This is a genomic window from Rhodococcus sp. p52, assembly GCF_000763325.2.
GTDB classification, from domain to species: Bacteria; Actinomycetota; Actinomycetes; order Mycobacteriales; family Mycobacteriaceae; genus Rhodococcus; species Rhodococcus pyridinivorans.
On the sequence record NZ_CP016819.1, the window covers coordinates 2314019 to 2334952 of the forward strand.

General features: G+C 69.0%; 21 protein-coding genes and 2 pseudogenes. 8 read left to right on the top strand and 15 right to left on the bottom strand.

Annotation, left to right across the window (positions count from 1 at the left end):
* The first annotated feature begins 10 nt into the window (after positions 1–10).
* Positions 11–922: a universal stress protein gene (locus IM25_RS10810; protein WP_033096745.1), complete on the top strand. Its 912-nt coding sequence runs from the start codon at positions 11–13 to the stop codon at positions 920–922.
* Between the two features lie 27 nt (positions 923–949).
* Here the strand turns inward: IM25_RS10810 and IM25_RS10815 are convergent, their stop codons facing one another.
* The gene (locus tag IM25_RS10815; protein WP_033096744.1) at positions 950–1207 is read right to left on the bottom strand and encodes a hypothetical protein; all 258 of its coding nucleotides are present in this window, start codon (positions 1205–1207) and stop codon (positions 950–952) included.
* Between the two features lie 17 nt (positions 1208–1224).
* On the bottom strand, positions 1225–2148 hold the full coding sequence (locus tag IM25_RS10820) for a nitroreductase family protein (protein WP_065996032.1): 924 nt from the start codon (positions 2146–2148) through the stop codon (positions 1225–1227).
* A gap of 184 nt (positions 2149–2332) precedes the next feature.
* Between IM25_RS10820 and IM25_RS10825 the strand changes: the two genes are divergently transcribed.
* Positions 2333–2980, top strand: a complete 648-nt coding sequence (locus IM25_RS10825; RefSeq protein ID WP_033096942.1) for a response regulator transcription factor — start codon at positions 2333–2335, stop codon at positions 2978–2980.
* Between the two features lie 25 nt (positions 2981–3005).
* On the opposite strand, the gene IM25_RS10830 is transcribed toward IM25_RS10825, so the two are convergent.
* The 10 genes and pseudogenes from IM25_RS10830 to IM25_RS10870 all read right to left on the bottom strand — a co-directional run bounded on the left by IM25_RS10830 (position 3006) and on the right by IM25_RS10870 (position 11395).
* Positions 3006–4664, bottom strand: coding sequence for a sensor histidine kinase (locus tag IM25_RS10830; RefSeq protein WP_006551563.1), 1659 nt, complete (start codon positions 4662–4664; stop codon positions 3006–3008).
* Positions 4661–5308, bottom strand: coding sequence for an alpha/beta hydrolase family protein (locus tag IM25_RS10835; protein WP_033096743.1), 648 nt, complete (start codon positions 5306–5308; stop codon positions 4661–4663). Before IM25_RS10835 ends, IM25_RS10830 begins: the two co-directional genes overlap by 4 nt.
* A complete protein-coding gene (locus tag IM25_RS10840; RefSeq protein WP_033096742.1) occupies positions 5305–5799 on the bottom strand; it encodes a hypothetical protein in 495 nt (164 codons plus the stop codon). Before IM25_RS10840 ends, IM25_RS10835 begins: the two co-directional genes overlap by 4 nt.
* Positions 5796–6239 (bottom strand): annotated as a pseudogene (locus IM25_RS10845) (tellurite resistance/C4-dicarboxylate transporter family protein); the annotation flags it as partial. The pseudogene IM25_RS10845 and the gene IM25_RS10840, both read right to left, overlap by 4 nt.
* Before the next feature lie 10 nt (positions 6240–6249).
* A pseudogene (locus IM25_RS25445) lies at positions 6250–6910 on the bottom strand (ISL3 family transposase).
* Complete coding sequence (locus IM25_RS10850; RefSeq protein WP_006551558.1) at positions 6870–7961, bottom strand: hypothetical protein; 1092 nt, start codon at positions 7959–7961, stop codon at positions 6870–6872. The pseudogene IM25_RS25445 and the gene IM25_RS10850 overlap by 41 nt, the downstream one beginning before the upstream one ends.
* A gap of 476 nt (positions 7962–8437) precedes the next feature.
* Positions 8438–9778 carry an ISL3 family transposase gene (locus IM25_RS10855; RefSeq protein ID WP_084294994.1) on the bottom strand — a complete coding sequence of 447 codons (1341 nt, stop codon included), beginning with the start codon at positions 9776–9778 and terminating at the stop codon, positions 8438–8440.
* An 83-nt stretch (positions 9779–9861) separates the two neighbouring features.
* Positions 9862–10164 (bottom strand): hypothetical protein, encoded by a 303-nt coding sequence (locus IM25_RS26810; RefSeq protein ID WP_052039989.1) that lies wholly within the window; start codon positions 10162–10164, stop codon positions 9862–9864.
* A gap of 3 nt (positions 10165–10167) precedes the next feature.
* Positions 10168–10518, bottom strand: a complete 351-nt coding sequence (locus IM25_RS26815) for a hypothetical protein (RefSeq protein ID WP_052039988.1) — start codon at positions 10516–10518, stop codon at positions 10168–10170.
* A 10-nt stretch (positions 10519–10528) separates the two neighbouring features.
* Positions 10529–11395, bottom strand: a complete 867-nt coding sequence (locus IM25_RS10870; protein WP_033096741.1) for an Fpg/Nei family DNA glycosylase — start codon at positions 11393–11395, stop codon at positions 10529–10531.
* A gap of 73 nt (positions 11396–11468) precedes the next feature.
* Between IM25_RS10870 and IM25_RS10875 the strand changes: the two genes are divergently transcribed.
* Genes IM25_RS10875 through IM25_RS10885 form a run of 3 tightly spaced genes read left to right on the top strand, consistent with a single transcriptional unit; the run spans position 11469 to position 13116 of the window.
* Complete coding sequence (locus tag IM25_RS10875; protein ID WP_033096740.1) at positions 11469–12269, top strand: thymidylate synthase; 801 nt, start codon at positions 11469–11471, stop codon at positions 12267–12269.
* On the top strand, positions 12269–12754 hold the full coding sequence (locus IM25_RS10880) for a dihydrofolate reductase (protein WP_033096739.1): 486 nt from the start codon (positions 12269–12271) through the stop codon (positions 12752–12754). Before IM25_RS10875 ends, IM25_RS10880 begins: the two co-directional genes overlap by 1 nt.
* Before the next feature lie 35 nt (positions 12755–12789).
* On the top strand, positions 12790–13116 hold the full coding sequence (locus tag IM25_RS10885; RefSeq protein WP_006551553.1) for a cupin domain-containing protein: 327 nt from the start codon (positions 12790–12792) through the stop codon (positions 13114–13116).
* A gap of 58 nt (positions 13117–13174) precedes the next feature.
* Here the strand turns inward: IM25_RS10885 and IM25_RS10890 are convergent, their stop codons facing one another.
* Together IM25_RS10890 and IM25_RS10895 are read right to left on the bottom strand one after the other, a co-directional pair.
* Positions 13175–14701 (bottom strand): carboxylesterase/lipase family protein, encoded by a 1527-nt coding sequence (locus IM25_RS10890; RefSeq protein WP_033096738.1) that lies wholly within the window; start codon positions 14699–14701, stop codon positions 13175–13177.
* Positions 14702–14756: 55 nt separating this feature from the next.
* Positions 14757–15980 carry a hypothetical protein gene (locus IM25_RS10895; protein ID WP_033096737.1) on the bottom strand — a complete coding sequence of 408 codons (1224 nt, stop codon included), beginning with the start codon at positions 15978–15980 and terminating at the stop codon, positions 14757–14759.
* Between the two features lie 59 nt (positions 15981–16039).
* On the opposite strand from IM25_RS10895, the gene IM25_RS10900 reads away from it, so the two are divergent.
* From IM25_RS10900 to IM25_RS10910, 3 genes are all read left to right on the top strand, one after another.
* Positions 16040–16702 (top strand): TetR/AcrR family transcriptional regulator, encoded by a 663-nt coding sequence (locus tag IM25_RS10900; protein WP_024103164.1) that lies wholly within the window; start codon positions 16040–16042, stop codon positions 16700–16702.
* A gap of 4 nt (positions 16703–16706) precedes the next feature.
* Positions 16707–18329 carry an acyl-CoA dehydrogenase family protein gene (locus IM25_RS10905; protein WP_033096736.1) on the top strand — a complete coding sequence of 541 codons (1623 nt, stop codon included), beginning with the start codon at positions 16707–16709 and terminating at the stop codon, positions 18327–18329.
* Between the two features lie 97 nt (positions 18330–18426).
* On the top strand, positions 18427–19218 hold the full coding sequence (locus tag IM25_RS10910) for an FAD:protein FMN transferase (RefSeq protein ID WP_033096735.1): 792 nt from the start codon (positions 18427–18429) through the stop codon (positions 19216–19218).
* Positions 19219–19237: 19 nt separating this feature from the next.
* Here the strand turns inward: IM25_RS10910 and pgi are convergent, their stop codons facing one another.
* Positions 19238–20875, bottom strand: coding sequence for a glucose-6-phosphate isomerase (gene pgi, locus IM25_RS10915; protein WP_065996033.1), 1638 nt, complete (start codon positions 20873–20875; stop codon positions 19238–19240).
* Positions 20876–20934: the final 59 nt, after the last annotated feature.

Here is a 20934-nt window from a genome sequence, read left to right on the forward strand (position 1 = left end):
TCCGCGTGCGATGACCGAGAACAAGCCGATCGTCGTGGCCGTCGACGGATCCGACGCGTCCACGACCGCGGTGCACTGGGCGGCACGGACGGCTGCGATCCGCGGCCTGCCGTTGCGCATCGTCACCGTCGTGCACATCCCCGCCTTCTATTACTCCGAGCCCTACCTCGCGCAGAGCTTCCACGAGGAGATGAAGGCGACGGCCCGCGACCGGCTCGACAACGCGGCCGTGCTCGCCCGGCAGATCATCGACGAGAACCGTCACGGGAACGTCGAGATCACCACCGAACAGCTCGAAGGCAAGGTCGTTCCCACGCTCATCGCGCAGGCCGAGCACGCCGACCGGCTCGTCGTCGGCTCGCGCGGCCTCGGCGAGGTGAAGGGCCTGCTCGCCGGTTCGGTCTCCACGGCGGTCGTCTCGCACGCGATGGCGCCCGTCGTCGTGGTGCGGGGCCGCACCTTCGACGGTGCGCCGCCGACAAAGGGGCCCGTCGTCGTCGGTGTCGACGGCTCGGTCTCGTGTCGCGACGCGGTGGAGGTCGCGTTCGAGGAGGCATCCGCACGCGGCGCGACGCTCGTCGCGGTGAACGTGTGGAGCGACGTGAGCGTCCAGCCCTCGCTCGGCGCCGTCCCGGAGGACCCGCACTGGAGCCGGATCCAGACCGGTGAGGAGATCGTGCTCGCCGAACGTCTCGCCGGATACCAGGAGCGGTACCCGGACGTCACCGTCGAACGTGTCGTCGCCCGCGACCGGCCGGTGCGGGTGCTCAGCGAGTACGCAGAGACCGCACAGCTTCTCGTGGTCGGAACCCGCGGACGTGGCGGATTCAAGGGACTGCTGCTCGGATCCACGAGCAACGCGCTGATCCAGACCGCGGACTGCCCGGTCCTCGTCGTCCGGTCGAAGCAGACCGAGGACTGATCCCGGACGAGGGAGCGATGCGGGGCGTCACCCGAAGTCGTCGACGCCCCGCTCGCGCAGTTCCCTCCACGCGTCGGCCGGATGCACGCCGCGGCTGATCGCGCCGTTCTCGATGAGCACCCCGAGCATCTGCGAGAGTACGAACGCGACGTCCTCGACGCGCCCGCACTCGTAACGGGCGGACAGCCACCCGGAGACGTTGCCGGCCTTGGCGGCCTGCGCCATGTCCAGGGCCGTGCGGAACAACTCGCGGGTCGGATCCTCGGTCGGTGCGCTCATCGTCACCTCGATCTCTCTTCTCGTCAGAAACCCACGCGCAGGATCACCAGCGGCACGACCGGCAGGTCGAGCATCTCGGCCAGGCGCGAACCGGCGTCCTCGACCCGCAGCGGATGCGTCACGACCGACGCCGACAATCGCGCATCGATGGCCGGGAGCCAGCACCGCTCCACCGCCGCGCCCACCCGGACCAGATCCGCCGGCGAGGTGGACGGGGCGGAGAACAGCAGCACCGATTCGCGCGCGATCGCCGCCGCCAGCGCATCGATATCCGGGATCCCCGACGTGACCATGGCCTCGCCGGCCGCGCCGTGTTCGTCGAGGGTCGCGCTCCAGGTGGTGACCACCTCGGCGTTGCCGCGCGGCTGCCAGTGGGAGGTCCACGAGAACATCTCCCGCTGGTAGTGCGGGTGACGCCGGCGGGCCTCCGCCGCATAGGCGAGCACCTGCGCCAGGGCGACGGCCTCGTCGGCGGCGAGCAGACGCACGTCGACGTCGGGTATCTCCCCGGCCGCGGCGACGACGTCTGCGAGCGTCGCCGTCGGCACCGGGATGTCGGTGAACGATTCGCGATGGCTGCGCCGATGCGAGATGGCGGCGTACAACCGCAGGTCGCGGCTACTCGGGGTACCCGAGCCGAGCGTCTCGATCCGGGCGATGAGCTCCGGACGTTGCGGATCGGGCAGCACCGAGGTGCGCGATCGGTTGCCGAGGACCCGGATCGCGAGCTCGAGATTCGCGAGGGCCGTGCCACACGAGATCAACCGGTCGACGCGCAGCGGGTCCGGTCCCGGCTCGGCGAACTCGAGGCGTTCCTCCAGTTCGGCGCTGTGATCGGGCAGTCGCAGATTCCACGGTTGCGTGTCGTGTACCGAGGGTGCCTCCACCACCGCACGCGCAATGATCTCGGTGTCACCGAGCGACCAGGTTCCGGCATCGACAGTCACGACATCCTCCGCGTCGGCTCGTTCGCCCTACATGTCCACCTCTGCCCTTCCAGCGTCTCCCGAGCGGCGCCCGCGGGGCAGGGGGAGAAGGTCCCCAGATGGGTGTCGAACGGCCCCGAGGACGTGGGTATCGCGGTACACCTGGGACAATGACGGGACAGCATGTCAACGAAAGGTGCCCGAGATGACCCGCGTGTTCCTCGTCGACGATCACGAGATCGTGCGGCGCGGCCTGGTGGATCTGCTGAGCAGCGTGCCCGACTTCACCGTCGTCGGTGAGGCCGCCTCGGTGGGCGAGGCCCTGGCCCGCGTGCCCGAGAGCGGCGCCGACGTCGCGGTGCTCGACGTGCGGCTTCCCGACGGCAACGGTGTCGAACTGTGCCGCGAGCTGCGTACCCGCATGCCGGGTCTGCGCGCCCTGATGCTCACCTCCTACGCCGACGACGAGGCACTCTTCGACGCGATCATGGCGGGTGCCTCGGGGTTCGTGCTCAAGCAGATCCTCGGCACCGACCTCGTCTCGGCGATCCGCACCGTCGGCGAGGGCGGCTCGTTGCTGGACAGCCGTGCCACCGCCGCCCTCATGGAGCGGATCCGGGCATCGCGCACGGCCGATCCACTGGCCGAGCTGTCGGAGCAGGAACGCGCCGTCTTCGAACTCATCGGTGAAGGCCTGACCAACCGCGAGATCGCCGAGCGGCTGTTCCTCGCGGAGAAGACCGTGAAGAACTACGTCTCGCGGCTGCTGGCGAAGCTCGGCATGCAGCGCCGCACGCAGGCCGCGGTGCTCGCCACCGAGCTGCGCAACGAGCGCGGCAAGCCGACGTCCTAGTCCGACGCGGGCGGGACCCGTTCCGTCAGAGCGGGACCGCCCACAGCACCCGGGTGCCGCGCGGGTGGGCCGGACCGATCTCGCACGACCCGCCGCACTGCACGGCGCGCCGCTCGAGGTTCGCCAGCCCGCTGCGGCGAGGCATGTCGGGCAGACCCGTGCCGTCGTCGAGGATCTCGATCCGGAAATCGTCCTGAACCGAGACCGACACCGAGATGTTGTCGGACTGGGAATGGCGCAGCGCGTTGCTCAGCCCCTCGCGGAGCACAGCCTCGGCATGCGGGTGGATGCGCATCGGCACCAGCGTGTCGATGGGTCCGACGAACTGCACGTTGGGCGCCACCGAGGAGTGGATGCTCAGGTCGCCCACCACGTCCAGCAGTCTCCGGCGCAGACTGTTCGACGCCGCCGCGCCGGTGGTGTGCAGATCGAAGATGGTCGTGCGGATCTCGCGCACCGTCCGGTCGAGCTGTTCGATCGCGTGGCGGATCACCTCCACGACGCGTTCGGTACCCGCACCGTCCGCGGTCGCGCTCTGCAAGCTCATACCCGTGGCGAACAGGCGCTGGATGACGTTGTCGTGCAGGTCCTGTGCGATGCGATCGCGATCGGCCAGCACGTCGAGCAACCGCTTCTTGCGTTGCTGTTCGGCGAATTCGAGGGCCACGGCCGCGAGGTTCGCCATGGATTCGAAGCGGGCCACGTCCTCGTCGTCCCACGGTTCGGTACCGGCCTCGCGGGTCGCGACGAGCACACCCGTGACCGTCGACGTCGCCGACAGCGGCAGCACCACCGCGTGTCCTTCGTCGCCCTGCTCCATCGGTGGCAGTCCCTCGAGGGTATCGAGGTGCATCGGCTGCCTGCTCTTGAGCGCTTTCAGCACAGGCGATCCGGTGAGATCGAAACGCTTGTCCTTCCCGCACGGCGCCGCGGGGGACGCGGCCTGCAGGCGGCCGTGGTGGCCGTCGACGAGCATCACATAGGCGCCCGCACACCGGGCGAGTTCGCGGACCTGGCCGGTGAGCATCGACAGCGTCTCGTCCACCGACCCACCCATCAGCAGCCGGGAGTTGATGGATGCCATTGCGGTAAGCCATCTCTCGCGGTCGAGGGAGCCCTCGAACAGGCGCGCGTTCTCGACGGCCACACCGGCGGACATCGCGAGCACCTTGAGGATCACCTCGTCCTCTTCGGTGAACTCGGGTGCGCCCAGTTTCTCGGTGAGGTAGATGCTGCCGAAAACCTTGCCGCGCACCATGATCGGAGTTCCGAGGAAGCTCTTCATGGGCGGATGGTTGGGCGGGAAACCGATGGAGGCGGAATGCTTCGACAGGTCGCCGAGACGGACCGGCCGGGGATCGTTGATGAGCAGACCCAGGATGCCCCGGCCCTCGGGCAGATGGCCCATCACCTCGCGCTGCGTCGGATTGATCCCGACGTACACGAACTCCGACAGACCACCGTCGGCGGCGCGCACGCCGAGCGCGCCGTAGCGGGCGTCGAGAAGGGCGGTCGCGGCGGAGACGATGCGCTGGAGCATGGAGTCGAGTTCGAGACCCGACCCCACCACGAGCACCGCTTCGAGCAGTCCGCGCAGGGTCGTCGGGGCGTCGACGGAATCGTCGAGCCGGTCGCGGAGCTCGGCGAGCAGCGTGTCGATGGCGACGTCGGTGGGTTCGATCATGACTTCTTCTCTTCCAGCAGGTGCAGCGCGGCGGACACGGCGGATTCCGAGGGATCCGTCTTCGCGCGGCTCAGGTCGTGTGCGGCCCCGGTGACCTCGATGAGAGTCGTGGCCGCGGGCAGGAGATCGAGTGCCTCCCGCAGTTCGTCGAAGGTACCGAAGGGGTCGCGGTCGCCGTGGACGAACACCGTGGGCACCGAGATCTTCGGCAGGTGCTCGGTGCGCAGCTTCTCCGGCTTGCCCGGGGGATGGAGGGGATAGGACAGCAGGACGAGGGCGTCGGCGATGCCGGGTTCGTCGGCCGCGAGCATCGACGTCTGCCGGCCGCCGTAGGAGACGCCGCCGAGCAGTAAGGGTCCGGACACGCGGTCGCGCAGCTCCGCGGCCGCGGCGGACACACCCTCGCGGTCCTCCGCGGCGCGGGACGGCTGCGGGGGTCCCTTGGGCTTGCGACGGCGGAACGGCAGGTCGTAGCGCAGGGCGAGGAAGCCGGCATCGGCGAACCGGGAGCACATCAGCTGCAGGGTCCGGGCGTCGCAGTTGCCGCCGGCGCCGTGCGTCAACGCGACGGCACCCCGCGGACTGCCCTCGGGAAGATGCAGGTGACCGGCCACGGTGCCGGTGTCCAGCGGTTCGACATTCACACCGATACGGTAACCGCCGCGTCGGCGACGGCACCGGTGACGAAGCCGTAGACGCTCTTGTGGAGGACGTCGATCGCCAGCTCGGAACGGGGCCACGTCTGCGGGGGCGCTCCCACGCCGGTCGCGTTCTCGAGGATCTGGTCGTTGGTCAGACGGACGACGGTGAACTTCGACGATGCGAGCGGCCCCCGCAGGCCCACCTCGGCCATGACCGAACGCAGGACGCCGAGGGTGATACCCTGCCCGAAGTGCATCGCCCAGTTCAGGGCGGTCGAGTGCTGTCCGGCCGATTCCGAGGCGCCCGTCAACCGTGCGAGTACGCGGCCCGGCACGTGGGAGTTCGGTCGCCCGGTGACGGCCTGCTCGATCTTCTCCCCGATGGTCATGGCGGCCACGCCGGCCGCACCGGCGACCAGGCCTGTGGCCCTGGCTGTCGTGCTCGCCGTCCGCTGGTACGGCGGGATGGGGCGGGCCCGAGCACGGGCGGTCACCGTCGGTCGCGCTCGACCGGCCGTATGAGCCGTACCCACATGCGGTGCAGCATCGCGGCGAACACCGCGACCCAGGCCGCCACCGCGACCCACAATTCGGCGGCGCCGATCGCGCCGACCAGTGGCAGATCGTCGGCGCGACCCAGATACATCCCCGCGATCGCGTACATGCCGAGCGGGAAGACGATCGACCACAGGGACGAGTCGTAGTCCAGCCGCACCCGGTGGACGCGGTGTCGCCACCAACCGGCCGCGACGAGCGGGGGGAGCAGCCACGTCGCGAAGACCCAGATGACGACGGCGAGGCCCGCGATCAGTCCGCGGGTCGCGTCGACCATCGGTGCGTCGTCCATCTCGACGATCCGTGAACCCGCCACGACGGTGATCGAGCACGCTCCCATCGACACCCAGTAAGGGGCTCTCCGCATTTGAGCGGGGCGTGTGCTGATTTCATGCTGCTGGTCTCTGCCCTCGGGTGAGGGCGATGTGGACCATGATGCGCCTTCGGTAGTTGTCCATGTTGGTGAAGCCGCATCCGACACGCTTGGTTTGCTTGATGATCCGGTTGAAGCCCTCGGTGCGGGCGTTGGTCACGTCCTCGGTGAGCGCGACGAGCACCGCTGGCCACCAGGTGTCGATCGTGGTCGCCAGGCGGCTGGTTTCCTCCATGTCGGCGCGGGCGGCGGCGTCGTAGAAGTCGTACAGCCTGCGCCGGATCTGGTGCGGCTGGTGTTCGGCCAGCAGCAGGCGCAGGCGTTCCTTGACGGCATGCGCGGCGGCCGTGCAGTTGCCGGGTGATCCGTTGACGGACCTGGGTGACCATGAGGTTGGCGAGGGCGACGAGATGCCACTTGTCGACTGCGATCCGCGCGTCCGGCAGGGCGGTGCGGATCCCGGATCGACAGGTACAACAGCGCCCGCCCGCACACCCGCCTCGGCAACGCCCCACCCGCCGAGTACGAGGCAGCGCACTGCGCTGAGCCCACCAAGTCATCGCGACCGGCAATGACACCTGCATAGACGTGGCATCAACGCGTAGATGTTTCAGTTTCTTCTGTGCTGGGGCTGTGTCAGGTGCTGGACCGGGTGTAGGCAGCGGCGCGCACCACATCGTCGTCCTCCAGTCCAGCTCCTAGTGCTCCGCCCACGGTGGCCAGGCTGGCGGTGAGCCAGCTGATCTTCGCGTAGTCCAAAGCGTTCACTGGGTGACCGGCGACACCGGCCAGTACCTGCTCGTCGATGAGCAGCAGCGCGCCGACCCAGGACAGGATGAATAAGCCGAGGTAGAACACCACAACCCCGATGGCCACGGTCGCGGTGGTGGCCAAATTGAACAGGATCACCTGCTCACGTTGGGCTCGCCGCCGTGGGCGCTCCCACAAGTCGGCTCCCAGGATCAGGGTGGCACTCACCGCCCCGATCGCCATCACCGCCAGCAGGACCAGGCGCACCGGCCCGTAGGCCATGGCCAGTACCCATAGGTCCGAGGCCACCAATGTCAGCATGCCGGTGGCCGCTGCCACGACCATCGCCCGGGAGAGCCGGGCCACGAAGGCCCAAGGCTGGTTGGCGCGGATCATGCCCAGCAGCAACCGCACGTTGCCGCTCAGCACTCGGGCCGTGAACTGCACGACGTTGTCGTCCGGGCGTTCGTCGAGATCGGTGGACAGCTGGTGGGCTCTTCGAGCAAGATCCCGCTGGGCGTTGAGGTCTTCGGCGTCGTAGCCCAGGAGCTGCCCGACCACGTGCACGGTGGTCTCTTGCACCTTCTGCCGCACGTGCACGGCTCCCAGGGTTGGGACGGAGACCAGTCCTACCCCGTGCACGGGGCTGAGCTGGGTGAGCACCGGACGTCGGCCGGTCTTCAGGGGGATCTCGGTGAGCACCACGGCCAAATCCCAGTTCTCCTCCAGCACGCGGTTTCGGGCCGCCTCCAGCAGGTCCAAGGTCTCGGTGGGTGGATCGACCAGCCGGTCTTCGGCCATCTTCAGTTGCCAGCGCACTCCCGGATACCGCTGCACCAAAATCTTGCGCACCGAGGTGGTGACCTCGGGTCCGAGCATCGCACTCAGGGATGGTGAGACCACCAGGCCGATGAGCAGCTCGGCATCGGAAAGGGGTTCGGCAGGATCGGCGGTGGATCGGCGACGCTTAGCAGTCACCGCTCCATGGTGAGGCAACCACGGGCCGATTGCCACTGGCTCGATGGAGCCCCAAGGTTTCGTGCAGCACCGCGGGCCGGATTCGGTGGTCGCCTCGATCCCGGAGAGAGCGGTGCTGCTCACTGCGAAATCCTCTCCCCGCCGACGCCGCCAGCGCGAAGACATCACAGCCAGCGGGCCCGGGACCTGCCGGCGTCGAGGACGGCTTCTCGATGATGCTGCAGTGACGGATCGGTTGAAGTGCTTCGGCGGTGTGGGAGCAGTGATCAGCGTGGGGCCGGTCGATTCCGTTCGGACAGGTGATGCATCGACTGCCCAGCGGCAGGTGCGGTACTGATGCGGGGGTACCCGGTGCAGGGGTGTCAAGGCCCAGCTCCGAAGACGGCAAGCCGGGCACGTGAAAGGCGAATTATGGCCCGCCGCAACCCGAGCGGGAAGGCATGTGTGGCACGAGGCGCCGAAGACGGGCCGGGCGTTTACTGCAGAGATAAATGGCTCTCCGCATTTGAGCGGGGCGTGTGCTGATTCCATGCTGCTGGTCTCTGCCCTCGGGTGAGGGCGATGTGGACCATGATGCGCCTTCGGTAGTTGTCCATGTTGGTGAAGCCGCATCCGACACGCTTGGTTTGCTTGATGATCCGGTTGAAGCCCTCGGTGCGGGCGTTGGTCACGTCCTCGGTGAGCGCGACGAGCACCGCTGGCCACCAGGTGTCGATCGTGGTCGCCAGGCGGCTGGTTTCCTCCATGTCGGCGCGGGCGGCGGCGTCGTAGAAGTCGTACAGCCTGCGCCGGATCTGGTGCGGCTGGTGTTCGGCCAGCAGCAGGCGCAGGCGTTCCTTGACGGCATGCGCGGCGGCGATCTCGTTGGTCGGATCCTCGGCGGCGAGGGCGGCGTTGAACCGGGCCTTTTGCTTCACGGTGAGGTGCTCGTAGCCGGTGAGCAGCAGTTGCCGGCTGGCCCAGACTTTGTCGGTGGCGGTGCCGCGGCGGCCGTGCAGTTGCCGGGTGATCCGTTGACGGACCTGGGTGACCATGAGGTTGGCGAGGGCGACGAGATGCCACTTGTCGACTGCGATCCGCGCGTCCGGCAGGGCGGTGCGGATCCCGCCCGCGTACGGCGCGGACGGGTCGATCACGACCAGGTCGATGCCGGCCCGGAACGCGGGTGTCTGCAGCGCGAGCCAGTCGATCACGCACGCCCCGGAGCGTCCCGGGGTCAGCCCGAGAAGGTGCCCGGGCAGGGTGGGGTCGGCGTTGACGAACGAGGTCATCCACGGGTTCGACCGTGTCCAGCCGGCCTCTTCGAGCACCCAGCGCACCGACCGGGCGCGGGTCTCGTCGATGCCGAGCACGCGGGTGGGTTCCGGCTCGGGCAGCCACTGGTTGGCCAGTGCGATGAGCGCCCGGTGCGCGGTCGACCACGCCACCTGGTACTCGCTAGCGACCTCGCTGACGGCGCGGTTGCCCGACGCGATCGCCGAACCGATCTTCTCTCGTAGCCGGGTCGTGAGCCGCGACCGTGCCGGCGCAGCGCGGGACTGCTGCGTGAATGTCGCTGTCCCACAGGCCGGTTCGCGGCACACCAAGCGCCGTTTGAGCCACCACAGATCGGTTCTTTGGCCGGAGGCAGGCAAGTCCTTGACTCGAACCAGTGGCCGCTCCTTGATCCTTGAGGTGAGCACCCCGCACTCGGGGCAGGCGCCCTCCGGGTCGATGACCTCGATGACGACACGCACCGTGTCGGCATCGATTCGTTCGAGCTGCGGGACGGTGAACTCGTCCTCCAGCCCGAGCAGCACTGACGTACCCTCGTTCATGCTCGTGGTCTCGCTGTTGTCGCGTTGTGAGAGACCAACAGCATGTCGGGGCCACGAGCCCCATCAACTACCGGGCACCCCGCTCAAGCGCGAAGAGCCCAGTAAGGGGCGGTCAGGTCGGTGGGTCGCAACGGGTACTCCAACATCCGAACCGCGGCGAAGACGCCGGCCGCCGCGTACAGGAACAGCCCGACGCCCCAGGTGAACACCGCGAGGGCGGCGAGGAGCCGGTCCAGTTCGCGGTAGACCGGTTGGAGCGTGGCCGCGGCGATGGCCACCGACTCGCTGGCGACGACCCAGATGAACCACGTTCCGTTCGCCTTCGCGAGGACGGGACGCTCCGCCGTGCCGAGCACGGCGGTCCACGGGACGACATATCCGAGCACCAGTCACGTCGCCGCCGCGCCCACGAGTAGTACGGCCGCGGTGGAATGCCAGCCGTCCATCATCAGGCGTACGCCGAGCACGTTGCTGCCCGCGACGAAGGTGAAGAAGCCGAACGCCCGTCCGGAATCGGCGAGATCGGCGCGGACCTCGTCGCGGAACGCGAAGAACCGCCACACCGACAGGGCCACCAGCGTCGCGTATCCGATCGCGGACACGATCAGCAGCACGGCCGATGCGAGGTGGAAACCGCGGAGGTGGAGTCCGGTGGACACGATTCCGCCGGCCATGACGAAGGCGAAGTAACCCGGCGCGAGGATGCGGACTTCTTCGCGGAGACGGGAAGGGGCCTGCACTGCGTGCCCGCTACTTCAGCAGGCGGGACATCCGCCGGTCGGCGAGGACCTTCCCTCCGGTCTGGCAGGTCGGGCAGTACTGGAACGAACGGTCGGTGTAGGAGACCTCGCGGACGGTGTCGCCGCACACCGGGCACGGCTCACCGGTGCGGCCGTGCACGCGCAGCCCCGACCTTTTCTCGCCCTTGAGGCGCGCCGCGTCCTGCCCGACCGAGCGCGTGACGGCATCGGTCAGCACCGACCGCATCGCCCCGTACAGGGCGGTCGCCGCGTCGTCGGTGAGCTTGCCGGCGGTCGCGAACGGCGACTGCTGAGCGACGTGCAGGATCTCGTCGGAGTAGGCATTGCCGATGCCCGCGAGAATCTTCTGGTCGATCAGCAACGTCTTGAGGCGCGAGGTGCTGTCGGTCAGGAGCTCGGCGAACTCGTCGCGGGTGAGGGCGAGCGCGTCGGGGCCGAGGCGGGCGATGCCGGGCACCTGCTGCGGATCGTCGACAATCCAGACCGCGAGGCGCTTCTTCGTGCCGGCCTCGGTGAGATCGAAGGCCGGTGTCGTCGCGTCGGGGGCGAACAGGTGCACGCGGAGGGCGAGCGGACCGCGACCGAGTTTCGGGGGAGTCTGCGACGGTTCGTCGAGCCAGCGCAACCAGCCGCCGCGCGACAGGTGCGTGATCAGGTGCAGCCCCGAGCAGTCGATCGCGAGGAACTTGCCGAAGCGCACCGCTCCGGTGATGTCGCGTCCCTGCAGCGCCGTGATCGGCGGGTCGGCCGTCTGCAGCACGTTCAGCGCCGCGACGTCGATGCGTCCGATGACGCTGCCGACCGCGTGCTCGCGCAGGAACACCGCAAGTGCTTCCACCTCGGGGAGCTCGGGCATGGGAACAGGCTACGGTCGCCGGGCCGTTCGCGGGTGGCGACGGACACCTTCGACCCACCGATAGACTGCGCTCGTGACTGTGTCGACGCCCTACGAAGACCTGATGCGCCTGATCCTCGAGACCGGCGCGGAGAAGGCCGACCGTACCGGAACCGGCACGCGGAGCCTGTTCGGCCATCAGATGCGCTTCGATCTGTCCGAGGGCTTCCCGCTGATCACCACGAAGAAGGTGCACCTGAAGTCCATCGTCTACGAGTTGCTGTGGTTCCTGCGCGGCGACTCCAACGTCAAGTGGCTGCAGGAGCACGGCGTGACGATCTGGGACGAGTGGGCCGCACCCGACGGCGATCTGGGCCCGGTCTACGGCGTGCAGTGGCGCTCGTGGCCGACCCCCGACGGGCAGCACATCGACCAGATCGGCCAGGTCCTCGAGACGCTGCGCACCGACCCCGACTCGCGTCGCATCCTCGTCTCGGCGTGGAACGTGGCCGAGCTCGACAAGATGGCGCTCATGCCGTGCCACGCCTTCTTCCAGTTCTACGTGGCCGACGGCAAGCTCAGCTGCCAGCTCTACCAGCGCAGCGCCGACATGTTCCTCGGTGTGCCGTTCAACATTGCGAGCTACGCGCTGCTCACTCACATGGTCGCGCAGCAGACCGGCCTCGAGCCGGGAGAGTTCATCTGGACCGGCGGCGACTGCCATATCTACTCCAACCACCTCGAGCAGGTCACCGAACAGCTCACTCGTGAGCCGTATCCCTACCCGACGTTGAAGCTGCACCCGCGCGACTCGATCTTCGACTACCGCTACGAGGACGTCGAGGTGGTCGGCTACCGGCACCACCCGGCGATCAAGGCGCCGGTGGCCGTCTGATGGGGGATGTCACCCTCGTCTGGGCTCAGGCACGTGGTGGTGTGATCGGCCGGGAGAACACCATCCCGTGGCACATCCCCGAGGACATGGCGTTCTTCAAGGACGCGACGATGGGAAAGCCGGTGATCATGGGCCGGCTCACCTGGGATTCACTGCCGCCGAGGTTCCGGCCGCTACCGGGACGCCGGAACATCGTCGTCACCCGCAACGTCGAGTGGTCGGCCCAGGGCGCCGAGACCGCGACGAGCCTCGAGGACGCACTGACACTCGCCCGTGAGGACGAGGTCGTCGTCATGGGTGGGGGCCAGATCTACGCGCAGGCGATGCCGTTCGCGAAGCAGCTGCTCGTGACCGAGGTCGACCTCGACGTCGCAGGAGATGCGACCGCACCTCCGATCGGCGCCGAGTGGGTGGCGGATCCCGGAGAATGGCTGACGTCCACCAAGGGAATCAGGTTCCGCTGGATCCGGTACGCCCGAAGCTGAGTTCTCGCGGCGGCATCTGAGCGATACTGCGGTACATGGACAAGCTCTCCTTGACCGCCATGGCACGGCAGCAGCTCAAACTCGCAGCGACGTCCAGCAGCGGACGCAGCTCCCAGACGGTTTTCGGTGGGCATACCAAGCACCTGCGGCAGACCGTCGTCGCGTTGCTGGCGGGGCACGAACTCGGCGAGCACGACAGCCCGGGCGAGGCGACCCTGCAGGTGCTGTCGGGTCAGCTCCAGCTCGTCGCCGGCAACGACGTGTGGAAGGGTTCGGCGGGCGACATGATCATCATCCCGCCGGTCCGGCACAGCGTCAGCGCCATCGAGGACGTCGCCTTCCTGCTCACCGTCGCCAAGTAGCGTCGCTCACTGCACGCGCCGAGTAGCGACGCTCATTGCGCGCGTCGAGAAGCGGCGCTTACTGAACAGGTGCCGGAGCGGCGTACCCGCGGTAGCCCTCCCACGCGAGGCGGCGCTCGCGACGCGGATCGTGCTCGATGCGCGTGACCTCGTCGAAAATCACTGTCGCGCGGTCCTTCTCGTCGTAGGGTGGCCACGACGGCAGTGGTTCACCGTGCCGGGCCACGTTCAGCCACTGGCGCTGCATCGCCCCGGCGGCCGTCCGCAGGCCGCGTCGCCCACCGAGTGCCGTGAGCGCCCGGCCGAGCGGTTCGTCGGTCTGGTCGAAGACCGCGAGCAACTCCACCGCGTGCGTCGCGTCGAAGCCCGTCCAGCGCAGCACTCGCGGCGCGAGATCGAAGCGGTACATGAAGGTCGGCGCGAAACGCGAATGTGCCTGCGCGAACTGCACGGACGGATACCAGAAGGTGAGGTCGCCGCCGAGATCGATCGCGGCACGCTCGTCCGGATATCCCGGATAGATCCCCGTGATGCGATCCTTCGCCTCGGGATCTGTCGCGGCGAACAGTGCGTCGATCCGCCGAGGGTTCGTCGGCAGCGCGTCGAGGAACTTCGGGAACAGTGCACCTTCGCGGTCGTTCGTCCCGAGCACGAGCGGAACGGGATGCGCCGCGCCCGTCTCGTACGCCTCGAGCGGTTGGAGCGGAACGAAATCGCCGTCGACGACCGGGCCGAAGGGATGCAGACCGGGAGTCGCGCGCAGTACCTGCGCCCCGAGGCGCGATCCCACCCGCCCGAGTTCGACGGGGGAGGTGTCGAGCAGCGCCTGCGCGGCGGTATCCGGATCGGCACCGAGCAGTTCGACGAACTTCCGGCCCCATTCGGCCGAGCGGTCGGAGGTGACGACGAGATTCGGCGCCGGGCTCTGTGCGATCGCGGCGGAGAACAGTCCGCGCGCGGCGGGTGTCGCGAGCAGGGTCGTCACCGAGGTGCCGCCGGCGGACTCGCCGAAGATCGTCACGTTGTCGGGGTCGCCGCCGAAGGCCGCGATGTTGCGCTGGACCCATTCGAGCGCCGCCACCTGGTCGCGCAGACCGAGATTGGAATCGAATCGGACCGAATCGGTGGAGAAGGACCCGAAGTCGAGATAGCCGAGCGCTCCGAGACGGTAGTTGATCGACACGTAGACTACGTCGCCGCGTCGGACCAGCGACTCGCCGCCGTAGACCGACAGGGCACTCGTGCCGAGGGTGAAGGCGCCGCCGTGGATGAACACCATGACCGGTCGCGGTGCATGGACCCGACCGGCGGGGGCGAGCACGTTGAGGGTCAGGCAGTCCTCGTCGGGACGCACTCGCACCCCGCGACGACCGGTCTCGGCGTAGCGCGGACGCTGCGGGGCGGCATTTCCGAACTGCGTCGCATCGCGCACTCCCGTCCAGGGCTCGACCGGTTGCGGCGCCCGCAGCCGCAGCGGGCCCACCGGGGGAGCGGCGTAGGGAATGCCGCGCCAGGCGAGGAGGCCGTCGAGCCGGGTGCCGCGGACGGTTCCGTCGGCGAATGTGACGTGGGTCTCGGGCGTCATGCTCCGCACTGTACGTGACGGGGCGTCACGGTAGCCGCCGTGTCCACCGTCGACGTCACCAGAAGTGGGGCTCGAGGCCTCGGCCCGCGAGCTCTGCCCGTACGTAGGTGTGCAGCGTCGCGGTGTCGGGGAAGCGCTCCTCGTCGAGGGCGACGAACGCGAGGGTGTACCGCTCGTCGGTGTGGCAGGCGTAGACCGACAGGCGGGTCGTGGTGCGGGCCGGCCGGGTGTCGAGTCCCGGGTGCATAGCGCGCATCGCGATCCCGGTGGTGCGGTACGGGCCCAGCGTGGTGAGCTCGCGGGGCACCGCGCCGATGTTGGAACACAACAGGTCCCGCTCACCGGCACCGCGCGCGACGCGGGCGGCGATCCGGTCGGGGAGGAGTTGCAGGATCTCGGCCGGCATGTTGTGCGGCGCGCCCTCCCGCGGCTGCGAATAGGCGTGCGCGGCGCGGGCGCGGATGGAGGCGAGCGTGTCGCCGTCGTCGACGGTGATCCCCACCATCGACACGCCGTTGGAGACGGTTCCCTCCTTCCGGTCGTCGACCGGAACGGAGATGCGCACGGGGAACGGGATGCGGGCGCGCCGGGCGACACCGGCGGACACGGCGACCAGCAGGGCGTTCGGGCTGCCGTCCTCCGCGGCCGCGACGGCCTTCCACTGCGCCGCGTCGACGTCGACGAGCGCGGTGCGCGGTCGCGAGTGCACCGTCTGCGGCGCGGGTGGTTTCTCCGTGCGAGGTGTGTACTTCACGCGGCGCAGCCCGCTGCCGACCTTCCGGAACAACTGCATCGCATCGCGTAGGTCGGATCGGCGACCGGGGTCGGGTCGTCGCGGCCGGTCGGCGAGCGCGTCGGCGACCGCGCGGACGAATCCCCGCGCGTCGGTCAGGACGTGCGAGCACACGATCGACAGTGCGGTGCCGCCGCTCGTGAGTCGGGTCGCGGCGACCGCCCAGCCGGGACCGAGCTCGGGATCGACGTCCACGTTCGCGTGCTCGTCGGCCCAGGCGAGGAGCTCGTCGTCGGGGATGGGGGTCGCGGGATAGCGCAGTGGATGGACGTGCGTGTTGGGTTCGAAGCGGGGGCGTGCGCCGGGAACCCGGGGACGGACCACACGGCGACCGAGCGGGCCTTCGGACAGCACGTCGTGCAGGGACAGCAACAGGGTCGCGTCCACGGTCTCGTCGGTGCGCCACAGACCCTGCATCACCGACGGCAGGCCGGTTCCTTTGTGGCGGTGGAGGAACATCTCGTCCACGACGCTCAGGCGATTCACAATCCCGACCGTAGCGCCGACCGTTGACCGAAGCACTGAACCGAGGTTCAATCCTTGGTGTGGCGTACCGGCGGACACCCGCAGTGCAGGAGCGACTCGACGCGCAGCGCGAGGCCATCGCCGCTGCCGCCGTGACTCTGCTCAGCGAACGCGGATACAGCGGACTGTCCGTCTCGGCGGTCGCCGAACGGGCCGGCGTCGCCACCGGCAGCGTCTACCGGCACTACGTCGACAAGTCCGATCTCATGGTGCGGATCTTCCGGGAACTGTGCGAGCGGGAGGTCGAGGCCGTGACGTCCGCGGCCGCAACCGGATCCGGTGCCGACCGGGTGACCGCGGTGGTCGACACCTTCTCCCGCCGTGCGCTGCGCAATCCCACCCTCGCCTACGCCCTGCTCGCCGAACCGGTCGACGCCGCGGTCGACGCCGAACGACTCGTGTTGCGCCGCGCCTTCGCAGCGGCCTTCGCGAACGCCGTGCGCCACGGCGTCGAGACCGGTGAATTCCCCGAACAGGACGTCGAGCTCACCGCCGCGGCGCTCGTCGGGGCTGTCGGTGAGGTGCTCACCGGTCGCCTCCCCGGCGCGGCCGACGGTCGCCTTCGAGACAGTGCGGCCGACGGTCGCCTTCGAGACAGCGCGGCCGGATCCACCGTCCCCGACCTCGTCGTCCTCGTACTGCGAGCGGCGGGGCATCTGCCTTCCGGAACGACTCAGGAGTGAAGCCGTGAATTTCCCCGCCACCCACGAAGTGTTCAACCAGGTACCGGACCTCGAGCCCTACGGGGCCGCCGACGACCCCGCCCTCCTCGAAGGACTGCGCCGCGAAGGGGCGAGTTGGGCCGAGGACGAGGTCCGCGAACTCGGCGCCCTCGCCGGCACCGCCCGTGCCCAGGACTGGGGGCGGCTCGCCAACGAGTATCCGCCCGTGCTGCACACCCACGACCGCTACGGCCACCGCGTCGACGAGGTCGAGTTCCATCCGCACTGGCACGACCTGATGACCGTCGCCGTCGAGAACGGCCTGCACGCGGCACCCTGGCGCGACCCGCGTCCCGGCGCGCACGTTGCCCGTGCCGCGAAGTTCTACGTGTGGGGGCATACCGATGCCGGGCACATGTGCCCGATCTCGATGACCTACGCCGCGATCCCGGCGCTGCGCCACAACGCCGAACTCGCCGAGCGCTACGAGCCGCTGCTGGCCGCGCCGCACTACGACTTCGGGCTGCGCGAACCCTCCACGAAACGTGGCCTGATCGCCGGGATGTCGATGACCGAGAAGCAGGGCGGTTCCGACGTCCGCGCCAACACCACCACCGCGACCCCCAACGCCGACGGTTCGTACACGATCGTCGGGCACAAGTGGTTCACGTCCGCGCCGATGTCCGACCTGTTCCTCACGCTCGCGCAGACCGAGCACGGACCGTCGTGCTTCCTGCTCCCGCGCGTCCTGCCCGACGGCACCCGCAACGCCATCCGCATCCAGCGGCTGAAGGACAAGCTCGGCAACAAGTCGAACGCCTCCTCCGAGATCGAGTACGAGAACGCGATCGGCTGGCTCGTCGGCCCGGAAGGTCGCGGCATCAACACCATCATCGAGATGGTGAACATGACGCGACTCGACTGTGTCATCGGCTCGGCCGTGAACATGCGGGTCGCGACGTTGCGCGCGGTTCACCATGCCCGTCACCGGAAGGCGTTCGGCGCGTTGCTCGTCGACCAGCCGCTCATGCGCAACGTCCTCTCCGATCTCGTCGTCGAGTCCGATGCCGCGACGACGATGATGATGCGTCTGGCCGGGGCCACCGACCGCGCCGCCGGGGACGAGCAGGAGGCCGCCCTGCGCCGCATCGCGCTGGCCGTCACCAAGTACTGGGTGTGCAAGCGGGCACCCGCGGTCGCCGCCGAAGCCCTCGAATGCCTCGGCGGCAACGGCTACGCCGAGGAATCGGGCATGCCGCGGCTCTATCGCGAGTCGCCGCTCATGTCGATCTGGGAAGGATCCGGCAACGTCGCGGCACTCGACGCGCTGCGTGCAATGGCGCGGCAACCCGACACCGTCGAGGCGTTCTTCACCGAGGTCAGGCTTGCGGAAGGTGCCGATCCGCGGCTCGATTCGGCCATCGCCCGGATCGGCAAGGAACTCGCCGACCTCGAGGACGCCGAGTACCGGGCACGGCGGGTCGTGGAGCTCATGGCCCTGGCCCTGCAGGGCGCGCAGCTCGTCCGGCACGGACATCCCGCCGTCGCGGAGGCGTTCTGCCGCAGTCGGCTCGACGACGACTGGGGCATCGCGATGGGCACACTGCCGACCGGCGTGGACACCGCCGCGATCCTCGACCGGGTCTGACGAGGGCGGGTCCGATCCTGCGGCGCTGTCACCCGTCTCAGGTCGAGGGCATACTGGAATACGTCCTGCGAGGAATCGACTACGGGTGGAGCCCGTCATGATCGGCAGCAACGAATGGTGGGAGTGGGGTCGGCAGATCGCACTCGCGGTGACCGAGCCGCATGCACTGCACCGTGCCCGCATGATCGTGCGCGGCGTCGTCGCCGAATCCGAGGCGGTGAGCGACAGCCGCCGGGGCGACGCCGAGATCCACTCCGTCAACCTCGCGCAGGGCACTCCGGTCACGATGAGCCCCCGACTGGCATCGATGGTGCGGTCGGCGCTGTGGGCGGCCCGCATGACGGGCGGGACCATCACCCCGGTCGACTCCGACGACGCCTCCGTCGATGCCGGAGCCATCCCGCCGATCCATCCCATCCCCACCTACCGCGACGTGCAGATCGACGGAGACATCGTGCTCGCTCCTTTCGGGGTGAGTCTCGAACTCGGCGCGACGGCCGTGGCCGACACCGTCGACTACTCCGCGGCGCTCGTCGCGAATCTGCTCGAATGCGGGGCGCTCGTGCGCATCGGCGACGTGATGGCCACCGCGGGGCACGCGCCTGCCGGGGGATGGCAGGTGCCGCTCCCGGACCGGGGCTCGGTCGAACTGCCGGCCGGATCGGCGATGGCGTCGCACACCAGCGACGTCGCCGACCCCGAGCGGTGGCGTCTCGTCAGCGTCATCGCTCCCGACGCGGTGTGGGCTCATGCGGCCGCGGCGACGGCGTTGCAGCGGGGCATCGGAGCCCTGTCGTGGCTCGAACAGTACGACCTGCCGGCGCGTCTCGTCGACACGCACGGACGGGTCCGGACCACCACGGCCTGGTCCGATCCGAAGGCTGCTTGATCTCTCGAGCAGGATGCGATCAGGCTCCGTCGCGCAGGGTGCGGTAGACCTCGATCAGGTGGTCGGTGGACGCGTCGCCGGTGTCGGGGATCTCGTCGCCGGCGAGCACCGTCTGCAGGGCGGTGGCCTGGGTCTTGCCGAGTTCGACGCCCCACTGGTCGAACGAGTCGATCCCCCACACGACGCCTTGGACGAAGGTCTGATGTTCGTAGAAGGCGATGATCTGCCCGACCACCGACGGGGTCAGTTCCGGGGCGAGGATCGTCGTCGACGGCCGATCCCCGGGCATCACCTTGTGCGCCACCAACGCCTCGTCGACGCCGTCGGCGCGGACCTCGTCGGCATCACGCCCGAAGGCCAACACTTTGGCCTGGGCGAACATGTTCGCCAGCAACAACACCTGCATGCTGGTCCGCCCGTCGCGGGCCGGCAGGTCGTCGCCGCTACGGGCCAGGCCGAGAAAGTCGACGGGGACGATCTCGGTGCCCTGGTGCAACAGCTGGAAGAAGGCGTGCTGACCGTTGGTACCGGGCTCACCCCAGAACACCTCCCCGGTCGGACACACCACCGGTGTGCCGTCGGCGCGCACGGATTTGCCGTTCGATTCCATGGTCAGCTGCTGCAGATAGGCCGGCAGCCGCGCCAGATCCTGCGCATAGGGCACCACCGCGCGCGACCGATAACCGAGGATGCTCGCATTCCACACCCCGATCACCCCCGCCAGCAACGGTGCGTTCCGGGCCGGGGCGGTGGTGGCGAAGTGGGTGTCGAGGGTGTGCATGCCGGCGAGGAACTCGGCGAACCGCTCGCGTCCGATGGCGCACATCACCGCCAGCCCGATCGCCGAGCCGACCGAATAACGGCCGCCGACCCAGTCCCAGAACTCGAACATGTTCGCCGGGTCGATGCCGAACTCGACCACCCGCTCGGTGTGCGTCGACACCGCGACGAAATGCTTCGCCACCGCATCTTCACCGAGGGCGTCGACGAGCCAGCGGCGGGCGGCGGTGGCGTTGGAGAGGGTTTCGAGGGTGGAAAACGTCTTCGACGCGACGATGAACACCGTCGTCGCCGGGTCCAGGTCGGCCAGCGCCGCGGTCAGATCGGCGGGGTCGACGTTGGAGACGAACCGCGTCGCCGGCCCGTCGTGAAAACGCCGCAGTGCGCGGGTGACCATCGCCGGGCCGAGATCGGAGCCGCCGATGCCGATGTTGACCACCGTGGTGATCTGCTGCCCGGTGGCGCCGCGCCAGTCGCCGCTGCGGAGGCGGTCGGTGAACTCGCCCATCCGGTCGAGCACGGCGTGGACATCGGCGACGACATCGACCCCGTCGACGATCAACTGCGCATCGCGGGGCAGACGCAGGGCGGTGTGCAGCACCGCCCGATCCTCGGTGACGTTGATGTGCGCACCCGAGAGCATCGCCTCCCGAGCCGCGGCGATCCCCGCGGTGTCGGCGAGCTCGAGCAGGGCCTGCACGACCGGGGTGTCGAGGCGTTGTTTGCTGAAATCGATCACCAGATCCCCGGCAGGGACCGTCAACGCCGAGACCCTGTCGGGTTCGGTGGTGAACAACTGCCGCAGCGACACCGATTCGAGCCGGTCGCGATGGTCTTCCACAGCTTTCCACGGTGCCGTTGCGGTTACGTCGCTCATGTCGTCGACAGTAGTGCGCCCCGACACGGTGCGCCCGGTGTGCAACTGGGCCCCGGTGT

Excerpts from the sequence above, each read along its gene's own strand:
- IM25_RS10810 (WP_033096745.1), top strand. The coding sequence starts at position 11 with ATGACCGAGAACAAGCCGATCGTCGTGGCCGTCGACGGATCCGACGCG.
- IM25_RS10825 (WP_033096942.1), top strand. The coding sequence starts at position 2,333 with ATGACCCGCGTGTTCCTCGTCGACGATCACGAGATCGTGCGGCGCGGC.
- IM25_RS10830 (WP_006551563.1), bottom strand. The coding sequence starts at position 4,664 with ATGATCGAACCCACCGACGTCGCCATCGACACGCTGCTCGCCGAGCTC.
- IM25_RS10855 (WP_084294994.1), bottom strand. The coding sequence starts at position 9,778 with ATGAACGAGGGTACGTCAGTGCTGCTCGGGCTGGAGGACGAGTTCACC.
- IM25_RS10870 (WP_033096741.1), bottom strand. The coding sequence starts at position 11,395 with ATGCCCGAGCTCCCCGAGGTGGAAGCACTTGCGGTGTTCCTGCGCGAG.
- IM25_RS10880 (WP_033096739.1), top strand. The coding sequence starts at position 12,269 with ATGGGGGATGTCACCCTCGTCTGGGCTCAGGCACGTGGTGGTGTGATC.
- IM25_RS10885 (WP_006551553.1), top strand. The coding sequence starts at position 12,790 with ATGGACAAGCTCTCCTTGACCGCCATGGCACGGCAGCAGCTCAAACTC.
- IM25_RS10890 (WP_033096738.1), bottom strand. The coding sequence starts at position 14,701 with ATGACGCCCGAGACCCACGTCACATTCGCCGACGGAACCGTCCGCGGC.
- IM25_RS10910 (WP_033096735.1), top strand. The coding sequence starts at position 18,427 with ATGATCGGCAGCAACGAATGGTGGGAGTGGGGTCGGCAGATCGCACTC.
- pgi (WP_065996033.1), bottom strand. The coding sequence starts at position 20,875 with ATGAGCGACGTAACCGCAACGGCACCGTGGAAAGCTGTGGAAGACCAT.